At 71.8% G+C, this 2,951-nt stretch carries 3 protein-coding genes; all 3 read right to left on the bottom strand.

Annotated features, from left to right (window positions below):
- Position 1: 1 nt before the first annotated feature.
- Positions 2-1,048 carry a tryptophan--tRNA ligase gene (gene trpS / locus FV223_RS24170; protein WP_246689786.1) on the bottom strand — a complete coding sequence of 349 codons (1,047 nt, stop codon included), beginning with the start codon at positions 1,046-1,048 and terminating at the stop codon, positions 2-4.
- A gap of 97 nt (positions 1,049-1,145) precedes the next feature.
- On the bottom strand, positions 1,146-1,916 hold the full coding sequence (locus tag FV223_RS24165; protein ID WP_147729353.1) for a Fe-S cluster assembly protein HesB: 771 nt from the start codon (positions 1,914-1,916) through the stop codon (positions 1,146-1,148).
- A 76-nt stretch (positions 1,917-1,992) separates the two neighbouring features.
- Positions 1,993-2,772: a GyrI-like domain-containing protein gene (locus FV223_RS24160; protein WP_147729352.1), complete on the bottom strand. Its 780-nt coding sequence runs from the start codon at positions 2,770-2,772 to the stop codon at positions 1,993-1,995.
- Between the last annotated feature and the right edge of the window lie 179 nt (positions 2,773-2,951).

Raw genomic sequence — 2,951 nt, 5'->3', positions numbered from 1 at the left:
GCTATCCCGACTGGGCGGACATGCTCGCCGCGCCGGTGGAGGCGATCGAGGACACCATCCGCGGCGTGACCTGGCCGGAGCTGAAGGCGCCGCGCATCCAGGCCGTGCTCCGGGCGGTCAGGCGCTTCATCTCGGTGGCGATCGGCGCCAGCGTCTCGACGGCGAGCTCGACCAGCGCGCCCTTGAAGGCGGAGAATTGCGCGCCGCCGTGATCGGCCAGCACCGCGTCGCGCGTCGTGCCCTTGAGCCCGGCGAAGATGCCGACGAGGTTGTCGGCCTCCGGCCGGCCGGCGAGGCCCGCGACCTCCGAGGGGAGGGCGTCCGGGTCGGTCTTGGCCCGGCGCACCTTGCTGGCGATCGCGTCGGCATCGTCGGTGAGGTTGATGCGCGAATTGTCCGAGGCATCGGACTTCGACATCTTCTTGGTGCCGTCGCGCAGGCTCATCACGCGGGCGGCAGGTCCCCCGATCAGCGGCTCGGTGATCGGGAAGAACCCGGCGCCCGCATCGTGCCCGTGCGCGGCGATCGAGCCGGCGAAGTCGGTGTTGAACTTCTGCGCGATGTCGCGGGTCAATTCGAGGTGCTGCTTCTGGTCCTCGCCCACCGGCACGTGCGTCGCGCGGTAGGCCAGGATGTCGGCCGCCATCAGCACGGGATAGTCGTACAGGCCGATCGAGGCCGCCTCGCGGTCCTTGCCGGCCTTGTCCTTGAACTGGGTCATCCGGTTGAGCCAGCCGAGCCGCGCGACGCAGTTGAACACCCAGGCGAGCTCGGCGTGCTGCGGCACCTGGCTCTGGTTGAACACGATCGAGCGCTTCGGATCGATGCCGGCGGCCAGGAAGGCGGCCGTGACCTCGCGGATCTGGCCTTTGAGCGCCTCCGGGTCCTGCCACAGGGTGATCGCGTGCAGGTCGACGACGCAGTACAGGCACTGCGCCTCGCGCGCCTGCATCTCGACGAAGCGCTTGATCGCGCCGAGGTAGTTGCCGAGATGCAGGTTGCCCGTCGGCTGCACGCCCGAGAACACCAGTTCCTTGAACGCGGCCATCGGCGCGGTCCCTCGAATGCCGGGCCGAGGCGATCTCGCGTCCCTGGAAGGCCGGGTTTCTGGCACCCGGGGGACGAACCGGTCAAGGCGAGGGCTGCTAGGGCTCGCGATAGGCGCCTTGCGCGCTCGGGCAGAGGTCGAGCAGCACGCAGCGGCCGCAGGCGGGCTTGCGGTGGTGGCAGACCTGCTGGCCGTGCAGCATCAGGATCTCGTGGTTGTCGTAGAGGTCCTGCGCCGACCAGTCGGCCGGAAGCTGCGCCCGCAGGATCGGGTGCGAGGGGCCGACATCCACCTTCGCTCCGATCACCCCGAGGCGCTGGGCGACGCGGTGGTGGTGGCTGTCCACCGGCAGCGCCGCCATGCGCAGCACCGAGAACGACAGCACCGCCGCGCTGGTCTTCGGCCCGACCCCGGGGATCGCCTCGAGCCAGGTGCGCGCCGCCTCGACCGGCATGTCGGCCAGGAAGGCGAGGGACAGGCTGCCGTGGCGCGCCTCGACCGCCCGGAGCACGGCCTGGATGCGCGGCGCCTTCAGCTCCGGCCAGGTCACGCCGCGGATGGTGTCCTCGATCGCCTCCACCGGCGCGGCGAGCATGTCCGCCCAGTCGGGATAGCGGGCGCGCAGCGCCTTGAACGCGCGGCCCGAATCGGCGTTGCGGGTGCGGTGCGAGAGCAGCGACGACACCAGCTCCGAGAGCGGGTCGAGGCTGTGGAAATACGGGATCGGGCAGCCGTAGACCGGGCACAGCCTGCGGTGAATCTCGAGCGCCTTCGCCGCGAGGTCGGCGGGCGCGTCCTCCGGGACCGCGGCGGTGGGGCGCGGCGGACGTTCGGCGGCGAAGAGGTCGTGGCGGTTCGCGCTGGGCATGAGGGCGGAATCCGCGAGGATTCCCGCCGGTTCCGCCCGCGCGACGTCGCAGGTCCACCGCGTCGGCGCGTCGACGTTACCGCGTCAGCGCGTAGATGTTCACGTCGAGCTTGTCGTCGGCCTTGTCGTTGAGGTCGGTGACGTACTCCTCGATGAAGCGGTCCTGGACGACGATGTCCTTGGCGTCGAGGTAGGTCGTCAGGGTCTCGTAGGTGCCGTCGATGTCGTCGTAGGAGCCCTTGTGCGGGAAGCGCAGGGCCTTGCCGGAGGGCGTCGTGCCGAAGTGCAGGCCGTCGGCGGCGCTCGGCGCAGGCTCGGGGGCGGAGGCCACCGGGATCATCGCCTCGTAGACGAAGCCGTCGTCGTCGGTGCGGGTGAAGACTGCGAGCGGGCGCCCGGTCGCGGCGATGCCGGCCTTGGCGAGGTCCGCCTCGATCTTGGCAAAGGCCTCCTTCAGGCTCGGCACAGCCTCCTCCCACTTCGCCTTGCCGGACAGGATCGCGGCGGGCTTGGCCGGCAGCGTCACCGCGTCGACGTCGTCGGCGTTGGCCGGGGTCTCCACCAGGGTCTTCCGCCCGGAGGCCTGAGGCGGTGCCGGGGGCGGCGCCGGCGCGGGAGCGGGCGCCGACGGCAGGGTCGGCGACGTGATCGCCTTCTCGGGCGCGGGCGCGGACGACTTGTTCGGATCGGCGGGCGGGTTCGGCGCGGTCGTGGTCGGGAGCGGGTCCGTCACCGCGGGCGAGGGCGCCGTCGAGGCCGGCGGCGGGGGCTGCTCGGCCAGGACCGGCAAGGCCAGGACGGGAAGGACGGCGGCGCCGAGAAGGCCGGCGGCGAGCGTGAGGCGAGGGCGGGTCAAGGCAGCGCTCCGGCAAAGGCATCGAGGCGACGACCGAAGGCCGCCGCGGACCGAATCGGCACGGTCCCGTCACGCCCAAACGTAGTGACGAACACCGGTCTTCGCGAGGCCGTCGATGCAGGTTCCGAAGCGCGGCGTGCGGGCGCGGCGGATCTGCCACGCTCCGGCGCGCGCGGAGC

The organism is Methylobacterium sp. WL116 (genome assembly GCF_008039455.1).
Classification (GTDB): domain Bacteria; phylum Pseudomonadota; class Alphaproteobacteria; order Rhizobiales; family Beijerinckiaceae; genus Methylobacterium.
Note: the sequence above shows the minus strand (reverse complement) of the source record. Positions and strands in the feature narration are given on the sequence as shown.

What these genes read in the sequence shown, in the direction of transcription:
- trpS (WP_246689786.1), bottom strand. Translation starts at nt 1,048, where the DNA reads ATGGCCGCGTTCAAGGAACTGGTGTTCTCGGGCGTGCAGCCGACGGGC.
- FV223_RS24165 (WP_147729353.1), bottom strand. Translation starts at nt 1,916, where the DNA reads ATGCCCAGCGCGAACCGCCACGACCTCTTCGCCGCCGAACGTCCGCCG.